Origin of the sequence: Sulfitobacter aquimarinus, assembly GCF_040149565.1 — a bacterium.
Classification (GTDB): domain Bacteria; phylum Pseudomonadota; class Alphaproteobacteria; order Rhodobacterales; family Rhodobacteraceae; genus Sulfitobacter; species Sulfitobacter aquimarinus.
In genome coordinates this window covers 21,232-41,286 of record NZ_JBEFLO010000003.1, presented here as the reverse complement: position 1 = coordinate 41,286, position 20,055 = coordinate 21,232, and the positions used below count along the sequence as shown (strand labels likewise).

The following is a 20,055-nucleotide window of genomic DNA, read 5'->3' as shown; positions in this document are numbered from 1 at the left end:
GACATATAGGTCAGCATTGCTGACTTTTAATTGCCCTTAGCTTCGTTTATGCGAAACCCTCAGAGTATTATTGAGGTGTGGATCAATGGCAAAGCAACCAATGTTGAAGTTTACCAATATCGAACGGGACATGCCGGAAAAGCGGCCACCAAACCTGCGCCGTGAAGACTTTAACGAGATCTACGCCGAATACGCGGATGCAAAAGCCAAAGAGCAATCAAGCCGATGCAGCCAGTGCGGCGTCCCCTATTGCCAGACCCATTGCCCGCTGCATAATAACATCCCCGACTGGCTGCGCCTGACTGCCGAAGGCCGTCTGCAAGAAGCCTACGAAGTGTCGCAAGCGACCAACACCTTCCCCGAGATTTGCGGCCGCATTTGCCCACAAGACCGCCTGTGCGAAGGCAACTGCGTGATTGAGCAATCAGGCCACGGCACCGTCACCATCGGTTCGGTTGAGAAGTACATCACCGACACCGCGTGGGAGCAGGGCTGGGTCAAGCCCATCACCGCCGCGACCGAACGGACCGAGAGCGTTGGCATCATTGGCGCAGGCCCTGGTGGCTTGGCCGCGGCAGATTTCCTGCGTCGTGCGGGTGTTCAGGTCACTGTATACGACCGCTATGATCGTGCGGGCGGTTTGCTGACCTATGGCATCCCCGGTTTCAAGCTGGAGAAAGACGTGGTGATGCGCCGCAATGAACAGCTAGAGCAGGGCGGCGTGACGTTCAAACTGAACTGTGCTGTGGGCGAAGACATCTCGTTCCAGGACATCCGCGACGCGCATGACGCTGTTATCATCGCCACGGGCGTCTACAAAAGCCGCGATTTGCAGGCCCCCGGTGTGGGGGTTGCGGGTCTTGTTCCCGCGCTCGATTTCCTGACCGTGAGCAACAAGAAAAGCTTTGGCGACGATGTGCCAGAGTTTACCGATGGCAGCCTGAATGCCGAGGGTAAGCGTGTGGTCGTTATCGGTGGTGGCGATACGGCGATGGACTGCGTGCGCACCTCGATCCGTCAGGGGGCAACATCTGTGAAATGCCTTTACCGCCGTGACCGCGCCAACATGCCGGGTTCCCAGCGTGAGGTCGCGAACGCCGAAGAAGAAGGCGTAGTGTTCGAATGGCTGAGCGCGCCAAAAGGCTTCACAGGTGATCCGATCACTGGCGTGATGGTGCAGAAAATGCGTCTTGGTCAGCCAGATGCCACAGGCCGTCAGGCCCCCGAACTTATCGAGGGGTCTGATTATGTCGAGGATGCTGATCTGGTGATTATGGCGCTGGGCTTTGAAGCCGAAGACCTGCCGACCCTTTGGGATTGTCCCGACTTGCCCGTGAACCGCTGGGGCACGGTGAAAGCCGACTACATCACGGGCCGCACCGAGGCCGAAGGCGTCTATGCCGTGGGCGACATCGTGCGCGGCGCTTCCTTGGTGGTTTGGGCCATCAAAGACGGCCGCGATTGCGCCGAGGCGATCCTTGAGCAGTTCAACGGCGCGTCAGCCGTCGCTGCCGAATAATGACCGCGCAGGTGAAACTTGGCGGGCAATGTATGTGCGCTGCGGTGCAGGTCGCCGCGACCACATCGCGCCCCGACTTGCGGGTCTGTCATTGTGAAATGTGCCGCCGCCAAAACTCGTTCGCCTTCGTTTCGATCCAAGTGGATCAAGACAGCATCGAGATGAACGGCCCGGTGACGGTGTTCAAATCATCCGACTGGGCGCAGCGCGCATTTTGCAAAACCTGCGGCTCGACGATCTGGTACGGAATGCAAAGCGATACGCACCGCAATCTGTCCGCCGGCCTGTTTGGTAAAACGGATGACGTGCTGGTGCAGGAATATTTTGTGGATGAATGCATCCTTGGTGCGGGCTTTGACGGCGCGCACCAGAAACTAACCCGAGACGAAACCTTTGCGCTGTTTGCGCCCTCGACAGGAGACACCGAATGACCAAATATGATGACGCATGGGTAGCCCGCGAAGAAGCGAAACGCACATTCATGGCCGAAAAGGGTCTGTATTCCCCCGAGGAGGAGCATTCCTCCTGTGGTGTTGGCCTTGTGGTGAACATCGACGGCTCGCGTTCGCGCGAAGTGGTTGAAAACGGGATCAAGGCGCTCAAGGCGATCTGGCACCGCGGTGCCGTAGACGCAGATGGCAAAACCGGTGACGGCGCGGGCATTCACGTGCAAATCCCCGTTCCCTTCTTCTACGATCAGATCGAGCGGACAGGCCACAAGCCCCGCAAGGACGAGATGATCGCCGTTGGTCAGGTCTTTTTGCCGCGCACAAACTTCGGTGCGCAAGAAACCTGCCGTACCATCGTCGAGACCGAAGTCCTGCGCATGGGCTACTACATCTACGGCTGGCGCCATGTGCCCGTGAAGGTTGAGTGTCTGGGCGAAAAGGCCAACGCCACCCGCCCCGAGATTGAGCAGATCCTGATCTCCAACGCCAAAGGCGTGGATGAGGAAACGTTCGAGCGCGAGCTCTATGTCATCCGTCGTCGCATTGAAAAAGCGGCCATCGCGGCACAGGTGCCGACGCTTTATATTGCGTCCATGTCGTGCCGCTCGATCATCTACAAAGGCATGATGCTGGCCGAGCAAGTGGCCGAGTTCTATCCGGACCTGATGGACGAGCGGTTCGAAAGCGCGTTCGCGATCTATCATCAGCGCTATTCGACCAACACCTTCCCGCAGTGGTGGCTGGCACAGCCCTTCCGCATGTTGGCCCACAACGGCGAGATCAACACGCTCAGAGGCAACATGAACTGGATGAAGAGCCACGAGATCCGCATGGCGTCCTCGGCCTTTGGTGACATGGCCGAAGACATCAAACCGATCGTGGCCGCAGGATCGTCGGACTCCGCCGCACTAGATTCGGTCTTCGAGGTTCTGGTCCGCGCTGGCCGCTCTGCCCCCATGGCGAAAACCATGCTGGTGCCCGAATCGTGGTCCAAGCAGGCGGTAGAGCTGCCGCAGGCGTGGCGCGACATGTACTCCTACTGCAACTCTGTGATGGAGCCGTGGGACGGCCCCGCCGCTTTGGCGATGACCGATGGCCGCTGGGTTTGTGCCGGTCTGGACCGCAACGGCCTGCGGCCCATGCGCTATGTCGTGACCAATGACGGGATGCTTATTGCGGGGTCCGAAACCGGTATGGTCCCGCTGGACGAGGCCCGTGTCGTGCGCAAAGGCGCGCTTGGCCCTGGTCAGTTGCTGGCCGTGGATATGGCCGAAGGCAAGCTGTTCGGCGACACCGAGATCAAAGACAAGCTGGCCGCCGCCCGCCCCTTTGGTGAGTGGGTCAGCAAGATCAACGAACTTGACAGTGCGCTGGCAGGCGTGACCGAAGCACCGCTGTTTGAGGGCAACGAGCTGCGTCGCCGCCAGATCGCGGCAGGCTATACCATTGAAGAGCTGGAGCAAATCCTCGCCCCTATGGCGGAGGACGGCAAGGAGACGCTGGCCTCGATGGGCGATGATACGCCCTCTGCCGTCTTGTCGAACAAATACCGCCCGCTGAGCCACTTCTTCCGCCAGAACTTCTCTCAGGTGACCAACCCGCCCATCGACAGCCTGCGCGAATTCCGCGTGATGAGTTTGAAGACGCGGTTCGGGAACCTCAAGAACGTGCTGGATGAAGACAGCAGCCAGACCGAAATTCTGGTGCTGGACAGCCCGTTTGTCGGCAATGCGCAGTTTGATGCGCTGACGCAGCAGTTTAACGCCGATCTGGCCACGCTGGATTGCACGTTTGAGCAAGGCAAAAGCCTGAATGACGCGCTGCAAGCGATCCGCGCCGAGGCAGAAGATGCTGTGCGCTCGGGCGCGGGGCACATTGTGCTGACAGACCAACACAGCGGCGAGGGCCGTGTGGCCATGCCGATGATCCTTGCCACATCAGCGGTTCACAGCCACCTGACGCGCAAAGGGTTGCGGACTTTCTGCTCGCTCAACGTGCGGTCGGCGGAATGTGTGGACCCGCATTACTTTGCCGTGCTGATTGGTTGTGGTGCGACCGTGGTGAACGCCTATCTGGCCGAGGATTCATTGGCGGACCGTATTGGCCGTGGCCTGCTGGACGTGGATCTGACGACTGCCATCGCCCGCTACCGCGAAGCGATTGACCAAGGTTTGTTGAAGATCATGGCGAAGATGGGGATTTCCGTGATGTCCTCCTACCGCGGTGGTCTGAACTTTGAGGCCGTCGGCCTGTCGCGCGCCATGTGTGCCGAATATTTCCCTGGCATGACCAGCCGCATCAGCGGCATCGGTATCACCGGCATCCAGCGCAAGGCCGAAGCCGTACATGCCCAAGGATGGTCCGGGACGGACACGGTCATGCCGATCGGCGGCTTTTACAAATCGCGTAAATCGGGTGAAACCCACGCGTGGGAAGCGACCTCGATGCATATGATGCAGGCGGCGTGTAACCGTGCATCCTATGAGATGTGGAAGCAGTATTCGGCCAAGATGCAAAGCAATCCGCCGATCCATCTGCGCGATCTGCTGGCGCTCAAACCATTGGGCGAGGCCGTGCCGATTGAGGAAGTGGAGAGCATCACTGCGATCCGCAAACGCTTTGTCACGCCGGGCATGTCCTTGGGTGCGCTGAGCCCCGAGGCGCATAAAACGTTGAACGTGGCGATGAACCGTATCGGTGCGAAATCCGACAGTGGTGAAGGCGGCGAAGACCCTGCACATTTCCACCCCGAGGCGAATGGTGACAACCCAAGCGCCAAGATCAAGCAGGTGGCCTCTGGTCGCTTTGGTGTGACTGCGGAATATCTGAACCAGTGCGAAGAGCTCGAGATCAAGGTGGCCCAAGGCGCCAAGCCAGGCGAGGGCGGCCAGCTGCCCGGCATGAAGGTCACCGACCTGATTGCGCGCCTGCGCCACTCGACCCCCGGTGTCACGCTGATCTCACCTCCGCCGCACCACGATATCTATTCAATCGAGGACCTTGCGCAGCTGATTTATGATCTCAAGCAGATCAACCCGCGCTGTAAAGTGACGGTCAAGCTGGTGGCCTCGTCTGGTGTGGGTACGATTGCGGCAGGCGTGGCCAAGGCCAAGGCGGATATCATCCTGATCTCGGGCCACAATGGTGGCACCGGTGCCTCGCCTGCGACCTCGATCAAATATGCGGGCCTCCCGTGGGAGATGGGCCTCACCGAGGCGCATCAGGTTCTGTCAATGAACAACCTGCGTGACCGCGTGACTCTGCGCACCGATGGTGGTTTGCGCACAGGGCGCGACATTGTCATGGCCGCGATGCTGGGTGCCGAGGAATACGGCATCGGCACCGCCGCGCTGATCGCGATGGGTTGTATCATGGTACGCCAGTGCCAGAGCAACACCTGCCCCGTGGGCGTGTGTACCCAAGACGAGGCGCTGCGTGACAAGTTCACCGGTAATGCGGATAAGGTTGTGAACCTCATCACCTTCTACGCGACCGAGGTTCGCGAAATCCTCGCCTCGATCGGGGCGCGGTCCTTGGATGATGTCATTGGCCGTGCCGATCTGCTGACGCAGGTTTCACGTGGCTCTGCCCATCTGGACGATCTGGACCTCAACCCGCTGTTGATCAGCGTGGATTCCGAGAAAGGCACCGTTTACGACCGTGCTAAGCCGCGCAATGCCGTGTCTGACACGCTGGATGCGCAGATTGTCACCGACGCCGTGCGTTTCCTTGAGGACGGCGAAAAGATGCAGCTCAGCTATGCAGTGCAGAACACGCACCGCACGGTCGGCACGCGCATCTCCAGCCATATCGTCAAGAACTTTGGCATGCGCAACGATCTGCAACCCAATCACCTGACCGTGAACCTGACAGGGTCTGCGGGCCAGTCGCTGGGGGCCTTTGCGGCGCCGGGGCTAAAGCTGGTCGTGGCAGGCGATGCCAACGACTATGTCGGCAAGGGTCTGTCGGGCGGTACTGTGGTTGTTCGCCCTGCGATGAACGCAGGCATTGTGGCGTCAGAGAACACAATCATCGGCAATACTGTTCTGTACGGCGCAACCGACGGCTACCTGTTTGCAGCGGGTCGTGCGGGCGAACGGTTCGCAGTGCGCAACTCGGGTGCAAAGGTCGTGATCGAGGGCTGCGGCTCCAACGGGTGTGAATATATGACCGGTGGTGTGGCTGTCATTCTGGGTGAGATCGGCGCGAACTTTGGCGCGGGTATGACGGGCGGGATGGCTTATCTGTACGATCCTGACGGTGTTGTCGTGGAGCGTTTGAACCATGAAACACTGGTGCATTGCCCCGTGACAAGCGACCACTGGTCGGCCGAGCTTGAGACGTTGATCAAGCGGCATCTGGAGGAGACGGGCAGCCGCAAGGCCGCCGACATCCTGCAACACTGGGATCTGGAGAAAGCCAACTTTGTGCAGATCTGTCCCAAAGAAATGCTGAGCCGTATTCCAGCACCTTTGGGGAACGAGCTACAGGCCGTTCCCGCGGAATAAGCGCAAAACCAATTGTGTCAGCGACAGAAACAATCTGTTTCGCTGACACATTATTACCCTGAACGGAAACAATTCAGGGCAAACTTCTGGCAAATTGTTCGCGCACCTTGGACCTGTTCACAGGGATAGGTGCCAAGATGCCGACGTTATACAAAGACCAGTTTATCACAATTGATCCCGGCAACCGCCCTCCCGGTGGCACGCCGCTGACCGTTGAGCGGGGCGAGTACCTCGATTCAAACGACAACGGGCAAATCAACCCCAATGCGGGCGATACGTTTAATGGCATCGCCATTACGGCGGTCTGGGTGAACGACTCGATCATCATAAACGTGCCGGGGGTCGGCAATATCCGGTACTTCGGAGTCACCTTCTATCTGGCCGGTGGGAATCCGGCGGTGTTCACTCCTAATGACGGTCAGGCGCTGCAAGACGGCACATTCGTCAACAGCTCCTATGTCTTTTCCAGCACGCAGATGCCAGTGGGTACATTCGGCCCGACGTGCTTTACCCCCGGCACGTTGATTGACGTGGCAAGCGGCACCTGCGCGGTTGAGGACATCGTGCAAGGCGATATGGTCCAGACACTGGACGATGGTCTGCAACCCGTCCGTGCAGTGCTGCGCCAGACGGTACGCGCCTACGGCAAATTTGCACCCATTCTGTTTGAGGCAGGCAGCATCGGCAACGCCCGTGCGATGCTTGTCTCGCCCGAACATAGAATGCTGATCGGCGACTGGCGGGCGCAGTTGCTAATGGGGCAGGACGAGGTTCTGGTCGCGGCCAAACATCTGGTCAACGGGCGCGATGTGCGCACTGCCGAAGGCGGCGTGGTCGAATATATCCACCTGCTGTTCGACAAGCACCAGATCGTTTTCGGCGAGGGCTGCCCCTCTGAAAGCTGCCTGCCCGACAGCGCATTGGCGCAAAGCGGATGCGAACAGCAGGCAGAATTGCTGGAGCTGTTTCCCGAACTTGCCAATCACACGAACCGCGTGCGCGCCGCCCGTCCAGTGGCAAAGGGGATGGAGGCGGCATGTCTGATGGCAGCGTAGAGCGGCGTTCACAAACCGCAGTCACGCGGCTATAGCTTAGCCATGGCAAAGCGCACGATCAAATCGAAACCAAAGACAAAGGCCGCGGCAAAGACACGGTCAAAGGCTGCCGCGAAGGCAGAGGTAAAGATGCCGCTGGGCCGTCGCATCAAACGTGCGTTCTGGCGTGGTGTGGCGATTGTGTTTTTGTGCGTGGTGGCTGCGATCCTGCTGGGCCGTGTCATCAATCCGCCCACCACGTTTTATATGATGTCCGAAGCGCGGCGGCTTGACGGTGTGGACCACGAATGGGTCCCGTTGAACGAAATTGCGCCCGTAATGCTGCGGGCGGTTGTCGCGGCCGAGGACGCGAATTTTTGCCAGCATTGGGGTTTGGATATTAAAGCGATCCGATTGGCCATCGCCGAAGGATCGAACCGCGGGGCCTCGACCCTGAGCCAGCAAACGGTCAAGAACATGTACCTGTGGCATGGCCGCACCTATCTGCGCAAAGCGATGGAGGCGGGGATGACCCCGTTGATGGAGGCGATGTGGCCCAAGGCGCGCATTCTCGAAGTCTATCTGAACATTGCCGAATTCGACGAAGGTGTGTTCGGGGTCGAGGCCGCAGCGCGGCATTACTTTAACGTAGGTCCCGAGGCGCTGACGGCACGGCAGGCCTCGCAACTGGCAGCAGTGTTGCCTGCGCCCAAAAAGCGGAGCGCGGCGCGGCCTACCGCATATTTGAAAAAACGGGCAGCGCAAATCCGCTCGGGCGCGGCGACAATCAAGGCTGATGGGCGGGCGCGTTGTTTCCAGAGTTGAATAATCGCGCCCCACAAGGCACATAGATCGGGTAACAAACTACGGAATCCCTATGGCCCGCCTGTTCCATGTCCCTCTTTCACCCTTTTGCCGGAAAATCCGCCTAAGCCTTGCGGAAAAGAAGATCGAGGTCGATCTGGTAGAAGAGCGCTATTGGGAGCAAGACCCCGATTTCATGCGGCGTAATCCAGCGGGCAAAGTGCCCGTGCTGCGTCTTGACGGGATCATGATGTCCGAGAGTGCGGCGATTTGTGAGTATATCGAAGAGACGCGCCCCGAGCCGTCACTGCTGCCCAGCGACCCCGAGAAGCGGCTCGAAGTGCGCCGATTGGTATCGTGGTTCGATGATAAGTTTCACCACGAGGTCACGTCCAAGCTGTTGTATGAACGTGTGAACAAAAAGATGATGAAGTCAGGCTATCCCGACAGCAAGAATGTCAAAGCGGGTGCGCGGGCGATCAAGTTCCATCTGGGGTATCTGACGTGGTTGCTGGATCAACGTCGGTGGCTGGCGGGGGATGTGATGACGCTGGCGGATTTTGCCGCGGCTGCGCATTTGTCGTCGCTTGACTATATCTCGGATGTGGATTGGAACAGCTGCCCCGAGGTGAAGGATTGGTACGCCAAGATCAAGTCACGGCCCGCGTTCCGCTCTATTCTGGCGGATCAGGTGCCAGGGTTCACGCCGCCGAAGCATTACAATGATCTGGATTTCTGACCATCCTGCAAACGCTGCTGTTTGCGTGGGCTGTGAGTGCGGGATTGAGTTTAAGGGCAAAATAAAGAATGGACCTTAAGGCGCGCGTGGTTTCCCAAGCATTGGCCGAGGGGTTTGTTGCGTGTCGGGTTTGCAGGCCGGACGCGGTGCCCGAAGTGCCTGAGCGGTTGGGGGCCTTTCTGGCGGCTGGGTATCACGGGCAGATGGAATGGATGGAGGAACGCGTTTCTTGGCGCGGGGATCCGTCGGTTTTATGGCCCGAGGCGCGGTCTGTCATCATGTTGGCAGAGAGTTATGCGCCCGAGTTTGACCCCTTGGCCGTGTTGGAGCAGCGCGATCTGGGTGCGGTTTCTGTCTATGCGCAGGGGCGGGACTATCATGACATTGTGAAAAAGAGGCTGAAGCGTTTGGCGCGCTGGTTGATTGAGCAGGAGCCTTGCGAGGTGAAGGTATTTGTCGACACTGCCCCCGTCCCCGAGAAAGCGTTGGCGCAAGCGGCGGGGTTGGGATGGCAGGGTAAACACACCAATGTGGTGAGCCGTGATTGGGGCAATTGGGCCTTTTTAGGCTCTGTTTTTACGACACTAGAGTTGGAGCCTGACGCGCCTGAGGTAGATCACTGCGGTAGCTGTACGGCCTGTCAGGATATCTGTCCTACGGGTGCTTTCCCAGCGCCCTACCGGTTGGATGCACGGCGCTGCATTTCGTACCTGACGATCGAGCATCGCGGCCCTGTTGATGAGGCGCTGCGGGCGGCCTTGGGCAACCGCATCTATGGATGTGATGATTGTCTGGCTGTTTGTCCGTGGAACAAATTTGCCGTCTCCGCCAGCGATATGCGGTATCATGGAAACGCTGGCGGGACTTTGGCAGAGTTGGCGATGCTTGATGATGCGGCGTTTCGGTTGCGGTTTTCGGGGTCTGCGGTCAAGCGGATCGGGCGGGATCGATTTGTACGCAATGTTCTGTATGCGATCGGGAATTCTGGACAGATGGCATTGCGGGAAACGGCTCAGGCGTTGCTTGATGATCCTGACGTGGCCGTTGCGGATGCGGCGCGGTGGGCAGTGTCGCAGTTGGATGGTCTTTGACGCGCATGGGCTGGCAGTGTTGCAGTAGGACGGTTCAAGAGTATGTGAGGGATTAAGCATGGCGTTGCTTTTGGGGGTCGACACGGGCGGGACGTATACGGACGCGGTTATTCTGCGCGACGAGGTTGAGGTAATCGCCAGTGCCAAGGCGCTGACCACGCGGCATGATCTGGCGATCGGTGTTGGGGGCGCTGTGCGGGCTGTGTTGGCGGCCTCGGGTGTTGCCGCTGGTGATATTGCGCTTGCGTCTTTGTCCACGACCCTCGCCACCAATGCGTTGGTCGAGGGGCAGGGCGGGCGCGTGGCCCTGATCTATATCGGGTTCAAGCAACGCGATCTTGAGACGCATGGATTGAATGATGCCCTGAAAGGCGACCCCAGTATCGTTCTGGACGGGGGCCATAATCATGCAGGAGGGGAGGTGGCGGCTTTGGACGAGCAGCGCCTGCGTGCGTTTCTGACAGAGCATGGTCCCAGCGTCGGTGGCTTTGCTGTCGCGGCGCAATTTGCGACCCGCAATCCCGCGCATGAGTTGCGGGCAATGGCGCTGGTGGCCGAGCTGACCGGGCGGCCCGTATCGGCATCGCACCAGCTGTCGGCCAAGCTGAACGGCCCCAAGCGGGCAATGACGGCGGTGTTGAATGCGCGGCTGATCGGGATGATCGACCGGTTGATCGGGCGGGCTGAAGATACACTGACAGACCTTGGTGTAACGGCGCCGTTGATGGTCGTGCGGGGGGACGGGGCGCTGATCTCGGCCTTGCAAGCGCGGGAGCGGCCGATTGAAACGATCCTGAGCGGGCCTGCGGCCTCGATTGTCGGGGCGCGTTGGATGACAGGTGCCGATCATGCTTTGGTTAGTGACATTGGCGGGACGACCACAGATGTTGCCGTGCTGCGCGAGGGGCGGCCTGCCATTGATCCTGCGGGCGCGCGGGTTGGTGCGTTCCGGACAATGGTGGAAGCCGTGGCGATGCGGACCACAGGTTTGGGTGGCGATAGCGAGGTCCACTTTCTGACCGAGGGGCTGAGGGGGGGCGTCACGCTGGGCCCGCGCCGCGTTTTGCCTGTCTCTCTGGTCGCTGTTGATGCGCCCGAGGTGGTGCATGCCGCATTGGACGCGCAATTGCGCAGTGCCTTACCGGGGGAGCATGACGGAAGGTTTGTGCGTGCAGTCAGCGGGCAAAGCACCGAAGGGATCGGACTGCGTGAGCAAGCGCTGTTGGAGCGGCTTGGCACCTCCCTTCACCCGCTTGGGGATATTCTGCACACACGGATCGAGACGGGAGCGTTGAAGCGACTGGTGGACCGCGGGCTGGTGCAAGTCGCGGGCATGACGCCCTCAGACGCGAGCCATGTTCTGGGGCTGGCGGATGCGTGGGATACGCAGGCCGCATACAAGGCCGCCGCGCTGTTGGGGCGGCGTCGTACCGGTGCGGGTGATCGCCTTGCGGCAGAGCCTGAAGCGATGGCGCGTATTATTATCGAGCGGTTGGAACACCAGACCGCTTTAGCCTTGTTAGAGACTGCTTTTGCGGAAGAGGAGCATGGTTTTGAGGGCGACCCCGCCGCATTGGCGCGGCATGTCCTGATGCAACGGGGCTTGGGGGGGCATCGGGGGTTGGTGCGTCTGGATACGGGCCTTGGCGTGCCTGTGATCGGGCTGGGCGCTTCTGCCGCAACATATTACCCCGCCGTCGGCAAGCAGCTGGGGTGTGAGATGATCCTGCCGGAACATGCAGGCGTGGCGAACGCAATCGGTGCCGTTGTCGGGCGCGTCACAATGCGCGAGGCGGGCACGGTCACATCCCCCAGCGAAGGCAAATTCCGCGTTCATCTGAGCGACGGGCCGCAGGATTTTGGCGATGCGGATTCAGCGCTTGCACGGCTGGAGGAGGTCTTGCAATCCAAAGCGATGGCCGCGGCCGAGGCAGCAGGTGCTGCGGATATTACCGTAAACGTGCAGCGCGATATTCGTACGGCAGGCGTTGAGGGACGCGATATTTTTGTCGAAGCGGATATAACCGTCGAGGCGTCAGGGCGGCCTCGGGTAGCGGTCTGAGATCGCGGTGGGGGCGGGAGCGTTCCAATGAAGCCGTTTATTGAATAGGCCAACGACTGCTTGTAAAAGGGCCGCCCGTGGTTGCGAGCGGCCCTTGAGGATTATTCCGCGGCGGCGCGTTTCGGCAGCACCCAATCCGCCCGTGGAAAGTGGCAGGTATAGCCGTTGGGAATACGCTCAAGATAGTCTTGATGCTCGGGCTCGGCTTCCCAGAAATCTGATACAGGCTCTACCTCTGTCACGACCTTGCCGGGCCAGATGCCAGAGGCTTCGATGTCGGCGATGGTGTCCAGTGCGACCGCCTTCTGGTCCGCGTCCTCGAAATAAATCGCAGAGCGGTAGGACATGCCACGGTCGTTGCCTTGACGGTTGATCGTCGTGGGGTCGTGGATTTGAAAGAACAACTCCAACAGCTCACGGTAGCTGAGCGTGTCAGGGTCAAAGATCACCTCGATCGCTTCGGCGTGGGTGCCGTGGTTGCGGTAGGTCGCGTTCGGGACATCTCCGCCAGAGTATCCCACGCGGGTCGACACGACCCCTGCGCGCTTGCGGATCAAATCCTGCATCCCCCAGAAACACCCGCCTGCCAGTACTGCGCGTTGATTGCTCATGCCACGTCCTCCACTTGATTGATGTATTTGCCGTAGCCTTCGGCCTCCATGTCGTCGCGGTGAATGAACCGCAGCGAAGCCGAGTTGATGCAATAGCGCAGGCCGCCACGGTCGGGGGGACCGTCAGGGAATACGTGGCCAAGGTGGCTGTCGCCATTGGTGCTGCGCACTTCGGTGCGGACCATGCCGAGGGTCGTATCGCTCAGCTCTTGCACGTACTCGGGCTCAATTGTTTTGGTAAAGCTGGGCCAGCCGCAGCCGCTCTCGTATTTGTCGGCAGACGCAAACAGCGGCTCACCCGAGACGATGTCGACGTAAATGCCCGGCTCTTTGTTTTCCAGCAACTTACCCGTGCCGGGCCGCTCTGTGCCGCTTTCTTGGGTGACGTGGAATTCTTCGGGCGACAGGGTCGCGATGACGTCAGGGTTTTTGGTGTAGGTAGACATTGTACGCTCCTCGGGTCGTGGTGTTTCTATTAGATGGGGCTTTTTCATAAAAATCAAAGGGCAGGTCAGAAAGCTGTGAACGAAAGGGGCCTTTCGTGCGTTTCAGAGTAGGAGGACCAATCATGCGCATTCTGTATACACTCATTTTGGGGCTGTGGGCCACGGCAGGTTGGAGCGCACCGAACACTGCGGTGTTCCCCTCGATCGACGGGGGTACGATTGATTTGCAGGCCTTCGCAGGGCAACCCGTGCTGGTGGTGAATACGGCGTCGCAATGTGCCTTTACCCGCCAGTATGCGGACCTGCAAGCGCTGTACGACCGCTACCGCGACCGCGGGTTGGTGGTGATTGCGGTGCCATCCGATGACTTTAATCAAGAGCTGGGAACCGCCGCAGAGGTAAAGGATTTTTGCGAGATCAATTATGATCTCGACCTGCCGATGACAGACCTGACCCATGTGCGCGGATCAAAGGCGCATGCGTTCTTTCAAGACGTGAAGGCGCAGACGGGTTTTGTGCCGCGCTGGAACTTTAACAAAGTGCTGATCGGCCCTGAAGGGGACATCCTCGGGACCTGGGGGTCCGCTGCGCGGCCTGACAGCGGCGCGATCCCGCGCGCGGTAGAGGCTGCGCTGGAGTGACCTCAGGCGCTGCGCTGACGCGAGATTTGCACAGCAAGGATCCCAGCGGCGATGATGGCGACGCCGATGACATCACGCGGACCCAAGGTTTCGCCCAATAGAACAGCAGCGATGGCCACGCCGAAGAACGGGTTCAGAAAGTGGAACGTCGCGGCGCGTGTGGCGCCGATATGGCCGACCAGTTGGAACCAGATCCATGTCGCTAGCAGACCGGGCGCAAGGCAGGTGTAGATAAACGCGATTGCCAGCGGCCAACTGGGCGTTACCTGCGGCGTCTCGAACAGCAGTGTCGCGACGGAAAGCGCGACAAAGCCCACCAGCATTTGCAACCCCACCACCATCAACAGGTTCCCGCCACTGGACGCTCCGCGCACGGTCAGGGTGGCAAAGGTCAGCGCCAGCACCCCGACAAAGCAGATCGCCACGCCCATCAGATCGACACCCGCGCTTAGCCGTGAGCCCATGATCAAGGCAACCCCGGCCACGCCCGCCACCAGCCCGATCAGACCAACCGCGCCCAGCCGTTCGCGAAAGAATATCCAAGAGGCGATTGCGACCATCAGCGGCATGGCAGAGGCGATGATGGCAGCCAGAGAGGCTTCGATCGTTTGCATGGCGACGAAAAACAGGCCCAGATAGACGGCGTTTTGCAGCACGCCAAAGGCGATGGTTGCCCGCCATTGTGACGCAGTCAGCCGCCAGCTTTGCCCCAGCGCAAGGGCGACCCCGACCCCGATCAGCCCCGACACAAGATAGCGCATCGACAAGATGAACAGCGGCGTTGCATCCGCCACAATAATCCGCGCCGATGTGAACGCCGAGGACCAGATGAATGCAAAAGCAAGGCCCAGTCCGATTGCACGCATGTCCATAGTTTTGTCACCCTGTTGTGTGCTGTCTGTAATGCGCTTGAACCTGACCACGCGCAAGCGGTTGTAAAACGCGGGGCAAAGCCGTTGGTGCAGGGCGGGACCTGTTGGGGCATGAAGCACGCCCTGTTCGGTCCCCGTTGCAAAACAGCGCAGGCCTCGAAAAAGCACGGGGCGCAAACAAAAAGGGCCACCCCTAGGGCGACCCTTTTCAAAGTCTCGAAGCTGCGGAGAACCTTAGCCGTTAACGCTGTCTTTCAGCGCTTTGGCGATGGTCATTTTTACGACCTTGTCCGCTTCTTTCTTGAACTGCTCACCCGTGGCAGGGTTGCGCACCATACGCTCGGGGCGCTCACGGCAATAGATTTTGCCAACGCCGGGCAGTGTGACCGCGCCGCCGCCTGCGACTTCTTTGGTGATCAGGCCGCAAACCGCGTCCAGCGCGCTGGATGCCGCTTTTTTGTCTGTGCCCATTTCTTCCGCCAGCGCTGCAACAAGCTGGGTCTTTGTCATTGGTTTCGTAGTCATTCTTTATCTCCTCGATGGTCACTGGTTGGACCTCACAGGCGGAATGTAATGGTAAGTTGATATTAAGCACAACGCGTCGAAGCCGAAATTCTTATGAATAGTTGGTTTTTTTGCGCTTTTTCGATGCAACCAAACCTAGAGAAATGCCGTTTCGTCGAAAGAACGCAGTTTTCTGCTGTGAATTCGCTCCAGCGGCATGCCGCGCAGCTGCTCCATTGCACGTATCCCGATCATCAAATGGCGTGATACTTGGGTTTTATAGAAATCTGACGCCATGCCGGGCAGCTTCAATTCGCCGTGCAGGGGCTTGTCCGATACGCACAGCAATGTGCCGTATGGCACGCGAAAGCGGTAGCCATTGGCGGCGATTGTGGCACTTTCCATGTCCAACGCAATGGCCCGTGATTGGCTTAGCCTTTGCACAGGGCCGGATTGGTCGCGCAGTTCCCAGTTGCGGTTGTCGATGGTGGCGACGGTGCCTGTGCGCATAATGCGCTTCAGCTCATACCCCTCCAGCTGGGTCACCTGCGCCACGGCTTTTTCCAGCGCGATCTGGATTTCGGCCAGCGCGGGAATGGGGACCCAGACGGGCAGGTCGTCGTCCAGCACGTGGTCTTCGCGCAGGTAGGCATGGGCCAGAACAAAGTCGCCCAAGGCCTGCGTGTTGCGCAGCCCTGCACAATGCCCCACCATCAGCCATGCGTGCGGGCGCAGCACAGCGATATGGTCGGTCGCGGTTTTTGCGTTGCTGGGGCCGACGCCGATATTGACCAGGGTGATGCCAGACCCGTCCGCCCGCTTCAAATGATAGGTCGGCATTTGTGGCAGTTTCGCCGGCGTCTCGATGGGGGCATCCCCGTCCGTGATCTCTTGATTGCCCGTCGAGACAAATGAGGTATAGCCGCTGTCCGGATCGCGCAGCATGGCGCGGGCGTAGTCCTCGAACTCGGTCACGTAGAACTGGTAGTTGGTAAACAGGACGTGGCATTGAAAATGGTCTGGGTCGGTGGCCGTGTAATGGGCCAGTCGCGCAAGGGAATAGTCAATGCGCTGCGCGGTAAAGGGCGCGAGCGGCGCGACCCCATCGGGGGGCACATAGGTGCCGTTCACGATGTCATCGTTGGTGGTGCTGAGGTCGGGCACGTCAAAGACATCGCGCAGGGTGAAATCGGCAGCGCCCTCTTGCGGAACTGTCATGCCGTCATCGCCACTGGTGGCAAAGTGGATCGGGATCGGCGTGTCGGATGTGCCGATGGTGACAGGTTGTTTGTGGTTCTGAAGAAGCAGGCCAATCTGCTGGATCAGATAGTTGCGAAACAGATCGGGCCGCGTGATTGTTGCGGCATAGGTCCCCGGCCCCGACACATGCCCAAAGCTGAGCCTGGTATCGACCTGCGCATAGGACGAGGTCGTGAAACGCACCTCGGGATAGAAGGCGCGGATGCGGGTGTCGGGTGCCGCGTCGGTCAGCGCCTGTGCAAAATGCGTCCGCAGAAAGGTAACCGCCTCTGCGTAAAGCGTGGTGAGGTAATCCACAGCCGCAGTTGCATCCGTAAATGTCTTGAATTGCGTGTTGTCGGGGGTAAGGGTCTGATCCTGCTTCATTGCGTGGGCTAATCCTTGGATTTGAAAAGGGAGCCGATTTTGCTCATGATTGCATCGGTGCTGTCGTCGTCTTGAATGTCAAGCGACTCGACCGTGCGCATGAGTTCAAGCTCATAGGCGAGGTCGGCCTCGCTTGGTTCAGGCGTAACGCTGTTGATCCACTGCGCAAAGGGATCTTTGGTTGAGGTGTCGGCGTATTCGGGAAACGCCGCGATGCCCAGATCGGCGGCAGTGGCGGGCAGGGTCAGGGCAAAGCGTTCTTTCAGGAACTCCTGAAATTCGGTCGGCAGCAGCGGCTGTTCGTCTGGTCCGAAATCCGCAAGGGTTTCGACCCCGTGGTAGTCAAGGAATGCCTGAACGGGCGTCACGTCCGTCTGCGGAAGATAGCCGGGTTCGGGATAGCCCATGGCAAAGAATTGCAGCAGTACCAGCGGGTCATCGGTAATCACACCGACGCTGTCGTGGCCGAGATGCACGAACCATTGTTTGCCGTCATCATCCAGCCAGATCGCGGCCCTGCCGCCATCGCCCGAGATTTCCGCAATCTCTGCGATGCGGTTGTCGATCGCGGGGTCAGGCGTGGCCCAATGCTCTGTATAGGGGAGGGTGGTGCCGCCAAAAGCCAGATGGCTGGCAACGGGGTGGTGGTGATGTTGGGCGGGGTAAATCCTTAGGCTGTGCGCGTCGGGTGTTGCTGTGCCGCGTGTCACCAGCCAGCCCTGATCCTCCATCCAGTCGAAGGTTTCGATCAGTTCGGGGGGCAGAACCACCCAATCGGGCATCAGTTGCGACAAGCTGCGGGCAAAGGTTTTCACGAGACGATCACATCCACAAATTCAAAACTGCGCACATCGACCAGCCCCAGATCGGAAATCCTTAGTTCGGGGATCACCACCAGCGCCAGCAGGCTGTGCTGCATATAAGCGTTGTTCAGCGTGCAGCCACAATCGCGCATGGCCTGCATCACGGCGTCGGTCTTGGCCGCGACCTCTGCTGCGGGGCTGTCGGACATCAGCCCTGCGATGGGCAGATCAATGGTTGCCAACGGAACCCCGTCCTTGAAGACAGTGATCCCGCCGCCCAATGCGCGTAGGTGGTTGGCGGCCAGCGCCATCTGATCGGTATCCGTGCCGACCACAATCATGTGGTGGCTGTCATGCGCCACGGTCGAGGCCATGGCCATGCAGCCCTCATACCCGAACCCCGACACCAGTGCGTTGACCACACCGCCCGTGGCGCGGTGACGCTCGACCAGCGCGATCTGTGCGACATCGTCGTGGGCGGTGACGCGGCCTTCGGTCACCGGCAATTCGAATTGCAGCGCCTTTGTGGGGGCTTGGTTTTCGACCACGCCAATGACATTGGCAGTGACAGCGTTGGCCCCTGCGGGCGCAGTGATGGCAAAGTCATCGCCCGCCAGATCGCGCGCCATGTTGACCGTTTGACGCGCATGTTTGGGCCAGCCGTAATGCGGGCACTCCGCCAGACAAACGCCGTCTTGTGCCACGATCTGTCCGCGGGCGATTACCGTCTCGATAGGCAGAGCGCTCAGGTCCGAGGTCAGGATCACATCGGCGCGACGCCCGGGGGTGAGCGAGCCGATCTCACGTTCCAACCCGAAATGCGTGGCGGTGTTGATCGTCGCCATTTGCAGCGCCACCAGCGGGTCGCAGCCGCAGTCAATCGCGTGGCGCACAACGCGGTTCATATGCCCGTCATTGACCAAAGTGGCCGAGTGGCAATCATCCGTGCACAGGATCATGTTGCGACTGTCGAGACCCTTCTCCGTGATCGCGGTGATCTGGCTTTCAACGTCATACCACGCCGACCCCAAACGGATCATCGACCGCATCCCCTGCCGCATCCGCGCAATCGCGTCCGCCTCGCACGTCCCTTCATGGTCGTCCGCAGGACCGCCCGCGACATAGGCCGCAAAGGCAGGCCCCAGATCAGGCGAGGCATAGTGCCCGCCCACGGTTTTGCCCGCCCTTTGCGTCGCCGCAATCTCGGCCAGCATTTGGGGGTCGGCGTTGCTCACCCCTGGAAAGTTCATCATCTCGCCCAAGCCGATGATGCCTTCCCACTCCATCGCTTCTGCAACATCTTCGGCAGTGATCTCGAACCCCGTTGTCTCCATCCCCGGCGCACTTGGTGCACAGGAGGGCATTTGGGTGAAGATATTGACGGGCTGCATCAGCGCCTCGTCATGCATCATCCGCACGCCTTCCAGCCCCAGCACATTCGCGATCTCGTGCGGGTCGGTGAACATGCTGGTGGTGCCATGGGGGATCACGGCGCGTGCGAACTCGGCAGGGGTCAGCATCCCGCTTTCGATATGCATATGCCCGTCGCAAAGACCGGGTATCATATAGCGGCCCTGAGCCGCGATGATCTGCGTGTCCGGCCCCTTGCAGTGATCGGCGCCGGGCCCGACAAAGGCGATGCGGCCACGACTGATGGCAATGTCGTGGTCGGGCAGGGCTTCGCGGGTGTGAACGTTGACCCAGATGCCTCCTGTTATGATGGTATCAGCGGCGCTGCGCCCTGCGGCGACATTGACCAGATCGGCGGCCACTTCGGGCCATGCGGGGAAAGATGCTTGTGTCATAGGGTAATATTTCACAGGGTTGGAACGGGTACAAGCAAAGGGCAAGAAATGGATTATGATACGGTGGGGGCGCCAGCGTTCGGTGCGGGCTTGCGCGGGATCGGGCTTAACCTGCTGGTGCGGGATGTGGGGGCGCAAATCACCTTTTTAGAGACTGTTTTCGGCATGAAAGCGCATCAGCCGTCGGTGGATTTCGCGATTATGACCTATGGTGATCAAGTGTTTCAGCTCCACAGCGATGGCACCTATCATTCCAACCCGTTGCTGGGGCTGCTGCCCGAAACACCACCCCGCGGTGCAGGCATCGAGATCAGGCTGTACGACACCGACCCCCAAGACGCCTGTGATCAAGCCGAAGCGGCAGGCGGTACAATACTGTAACCGCCCACAGACAAACCCCACGGCCTGCGTGAGGCATATATTCTCTGCGCAAACGGATACGCATGGGTCCCCAGCAGACCCTTGGGCGCTGATCAATAATGTCGCTATCGGGATGGACCCGGTGATTTCGAAGTGATCTCTATCGTGTAGATTTGGAGGA

Annotated in this window: 16 protein-coding genes and 1 pseudogene; 10 read left to right on the top strand and 7 right to left on the bottom strand. The window is 59.7% G+C overall.

Going from position 1 to position 20,055, the window contains the following annotated elements:
• Positions 1–85: 85 nt before the first annotated feature.
• The 8 genes from ABMC88_RS07205 (at position 86) to ABMC88_RS07170 (ending at position 12,206) form a co-directional block, all read left to right on the top strand.
• Positions 86–1,519 carry an NAD(P)-dependent oxidoreductase gene (locus ABMC88_RS07205; protein ID WP_349576182.1) on the top strand — a complete coding sequence of 478 codons (1,434 nt, stop codon included), beginning with the start codon at positions 86–88 and terminating at the stop codon, positions 1,517–1,519.
• An 11-nt stretch (positions 1,520–1,530) separates the two neighbouring features.
• Positions 1,531–1,950: a GFA family protein gene (locus ABMC88_RS07200; RefSeq protein WP_349576181.1), complete on the top strand. Its 420-nt coding sequence runs from the start codon at positions 1,531–1,533 to the stop codon at positions 1,948–1,950.
• Positions 1,947–6,476 carry a glutamate synthase large subunit gene (gene gltB / locus ABMC88_RS07195; RefSeq protein ID WP_349576180.1) on the top strand — a complete coding sequence of 1,510 codons (4,530 nt, stop codon included), beginning with the start codon at positions 1,947–1,949 and terminating at the stop codon, positions 6,474–6,476. The genes ABMC88_RS07200 and gltB overlap by 4 nt, the downstream gene beginning before the upstream one ends.
• A 137-nt stretch (positions 6,477–6,613) precedes the next feature.
• Positions 6,614–7,531 carry a Hint domain-containing protein gene (locus tag ABMC88_RS07190; RefSeq protein WP_349576179.1) on the top strand — a complete coding sequence of 306 codons (918 nt, stop codon included), beginning with the start codon at positions 6,614–6,616 and terminating at the stop codon, positions 7,529–7,531.
• 42 nt (positions 7,532–7,573) lie between these two features.
• A complete protein-coding gene (gene mtgA, locus ABMC88_RS07185) occupies positions 7,574–8,335 on the top strand; it encodes a monofunctional biosynthetic peptidoglycan transglycosylase (RefSeq protein WP_349576178.1) in 762 nt (253 codons plus the stop codon).
• Between the two features lie 52 nt (positions 8,336–8,387).
• A complete protein-coding gene (fzlA, locus tag ABMC88_RS07180; RefSeq protein ID WP_349576177.1) occupies positions 8,388–9,053 on the top strand; it encodes an FtsZ-binding protein FzlA in 666 nt (221 codons plus the stop codon).
• Positions 9,054–9,121: 68 nt separating this feature from the next.
• Positions 9,122–10,144, top strand: coding sequence for a tRNA epoxyqueuosine(34) reductase QueG (gene queG / locus ABMC88_RS07175; RefSeq protein WP_349576176.1), 1,023 nt, complete (start codon positions 9,122–9,124; stop codon positions 10,142–10,144).
• 58 nt (positions 10,145–10,202) lie between these two features.
• The gene (locus ABMC88_RS07170) at positions 10,203–12,206 is read left to right on the top strand and encodes a hydantoinase/oxoprolinase N-terminal domain-containing protein (protein WP_349576175.1); all 2,004 of its coding nucleotides are present in this window, start codon (positions 10,203–10,205) and stop codon (positions 12,204–12,206) included.
• Between the two features lie 101 nt (positions 12,207–12,307).
• Here the strand turns inward: ABMC88_RS07170 and msrA are convergent, their stop codons facing one another.
• Positions 12,308–12,817: a peptide-methionine (S)-S-oxide reductase MsrA gene (msrA, locus tag ABMC88_RS07165; RefSeq protein WP_349576174.1), complete on the bottom strand. Its 510-nt coding sequence runs from the start codon at positions 12,815–12,817 to the stop codon at positions 12,308–12,310.
• Positions 12,814–13,263 carry a peptide-methionine (R)-S-oxide reductase MsrB gene (gene msrB, locus ABMC88_RS07160; protein WP_349576173.1) on the bottom strand — a complete coding sequence of 150 codons (450 nt, stop codon included), beginning with the start codon at positions 13,261–13,263 and terminating at the stop codon, positions 12,814–12,816. Before msrB ends, msrA begins: the two co-directional genes overlap by 4 nt.
• 122 nt (positions 13,264–13,385) lie before the next feature.
• Here msrB and ABMC88_RS07155 point away from each other — a divergent pair, with 122 nt between their 5' ends.
• The gene (locus tag ABMC88_RS07155; protein WP_349576172.1) at positions 13,386–13,904 is read left to right on the top strand and encodes a glutathione peroxidase; all 519 of its coding nucleotides are present in this window, start codon (positions 13,386–13,388) and stop codon (positions 13,902–13,904) included.
• Positions 13,905–13,906: 2 nt separating this feature from the next.
• Here ABMC88_RS07155 and ABMC88_RS07150 read toward each other — a convergent pair whose 3' ends face one another.
• From ABMC88_RS07150 to ade, 5 genes are all read right to left on the bottom strand, one after another.
• Positions 13,907–14,776 carry a DMT family transporter gene (locus tag ABMC88_RS07150; RefSeq protein WP_349576171.1) on the bottom strand — a complete coding sequence of 290 codons (870 nt, stop codon included), beginning with the start codon at positions 14,774–14,776 and terminating at the stop codon, positions 13,907–13,909.
• A 234-nt stretch (positions 14,777–15,010) separates the two neighbouring features.
• On the bottom strand, positions 15,011–15,301 hold the full coding sequence (locus ABMC88_RS07145) for an HU family DNA-binding protein (protein ID WP_349576170.1): 291 nt from the start codon (positions 15,299–15,301) through the stop codon (positions 15,011–15,013).
• A 135-nt stretch (positions 15,302–15,436) separates the two neighbouring features.
• Positions 15,437–16,906, bottom strand: coding sequence for an AMP nucleosidase (locus ABMC88_RS07140; protein ID WP_349576169.1), 1,470 nt, complete (start codon positions 16,904–16,906; stop codon positions 15,437–15,439).
• An 8-nt stretch (positions 16,907–16,914) separates the two neighbouring features.
• Entirely contained in the window at positions 16,915–17,721 is an 807-nt protein-coding gene (locus tag ABMC88_RS07135; protein ID WP_349576168.1) for a hypothetical protein, read from the bottom strand.
• On the bottom strand, positions 17,718–19,514 hold the full coding sequence (gene ade / locus ABMC88_RS07130; RefSeq protein ID WP_349576167.1) for an adenine deaminase: 1,797 nt from the start codon (positions 19,512–19,514) through the stop codon (positions 17,718–17,720). The genes ABMC88_RS07135 and ade overlap by 4 nt, the downstream gene beginning before the upstream one ends.
• 48 nt (positions 19,515–19,562) lie before the next feature.
• Between ade and ABMC88_RS07125 the strand changes: the two are divergent.
• Positions 19,563–19,994: pseudogene (locus ABMC88_RS07125) on the top strand (VOC family protein).
• Positions 19,995–20,055: the final 61 nt, after the last annotated feature.